The sequence below is a fragment of the Allobosea sp. CER48 genome, assembly GCF_044752385.1.
Lineage (GTDB): Bacteria > Pseudomonadota > Alphaproteobacteria > Rhizobiales > Beijerinckiaceae > Allobosea.
This window is the reverse complement of record NZ_JBIWYK010000628.1, coordinates 1-1,487: the sequence shown is the minus strand read 5'-3', so window position 1 is coordinate 1,487 and position 1,487 is coordinate 1. Positions and strand designations below refer to the sequence as shown.

Sequence of the window (1,487 nt, the reverse complement as noted above, 5' to 3'; positions counted from 1 at the left end):
AGGCGTCAATTGCGCGCTGGAGCGTTCTGGGGAGGCTGTGCTGGGCTTGAATCACCGGGTGGGACCGACCAGGTCGCCGTCCAGGTTTCGCTCAAGGTGCGATTTCGCGTTCTCAGGAACATGCGGAGCTCGGCCGACTGACCGTCGGGAAGCTGCGCATCGACGATCGCGCGCACCCCTTTCAAGGGTGCATGGAACGCCAGAATGCTCGAGGTGATCGTACCGCTCGTCGTGGTCGCGACAAGCTCCAGCCGATCGGGGTCGCTCTGATAGTAGGCGAGATCGCCGCCGGCAAAATCGACGATGAAGCGCTTCGTGCCGTTCCCGTCGACCACTCCGTCCTCGATGTCCGAACCGTTGAAAGTCTGCTGGACCTGCGCGTAGGGGTGCAGGTGCCAGGTCGTCGAGATCGCCGAGATGCGATAGCTGAACTCCGCGGCTTTCCCGCTCGGGAGCGCCTCCTTCGGTGTCCAGCAGGCAACGATATTATCGAACGCCTCGTTCACGGTGGGGATCTCGATGAGGTCGATGCGGCCGGCGCCCCAATCGCCCCGCGGCTGGACCCAATAGCCCGGTCTTGCGTCGTATCGGGCTTCGAGATCCTGATAGCTCCCGAAGTCGCGGTCGCGTTGCATGAGGCCGAAGCCGCGCGGATTCTTGTCGGCGAAGCTCGAAATGCGCAGCGCCTTGGGATTGCGGATCGGCCTCCAGATCCATTCTCCCGTGCCGGATTGCAGCATCAGCCCATCGGAATCGTGGATTTCCGGGCGGAAATCGGTTCGCTGGCCGAGATCGCCTTCGCCGGCCTGGAACATGGATGTCAACGGTGCGATGCCAATCCGCTCGATCTCCTTGCGGGGAATGATCGTCGCGGTGACGTCCACATGGGTTTCCCTGCCCGGACTGACGACATAGCGGTAGGCTCCGGCGACCGAGGGCGAGTCGAGCAGGGCATAGATGACGAGCTCGGTGGTATCGCGCGATGGCTCCTCCACCCACAGCGCCCGCATGAAGGGAAATTCCTCGGGCTCCTGGCCACCGACATTCAATGCCAGCGAGCGCGCAGAAAGCCCGTAGCGATGCCCGCGTCCGATCAACCGGAAATAGCTCGCTCCCAGAAAGGAGATGATCTCGTCCTGCACCTTCGGTGCGTTGAGGTTGGTGGTCACTGCGAAGCCGGCGAAACCCAGGGCCGGCGGGAGGCTCTTCGGGACGGGCACTTTCCCGTACTCGAACAGGCCGGTGGTGAAGGCAATCGGGATCGCGTTGCCATGGCTGATGATATGAAGCTGCACCGGCTTGTTGTGCAGAAAGCCGAGATGGAACGGCAGCAGGCGAAAGTCAGACCCGCCATCGCGCCAGAATGCCTTGTCCCGACGAAACCGGATTTCGCGATAGCTGTCATAGGTCAGCTTCGACAATTCCGCTGGAATCCGGGCGCTTTCGGCGTCGAAGGGCTGTTTCGCCAATTCCACCGCGCTCTGCAC

1 protein-coding gene is annotated in these 1,487 nt (G+C 62.5%); it reads right to left on the bottom strand.

Annotation, left to right across the window (positions count from 1 at the left end; translation table 11 throughout):
- Window positions 1–5: 5 nt before the first annotated feature.
- Window positions 6–1,487: OpgD/OpgG family glucan biosynthesis protein (locus tag ACIPIA_RS16130; RefSeq protein WP_400510987.1), on the bottom strand; the 1,482-nt coding region annotated here is incomplete at its 5' end.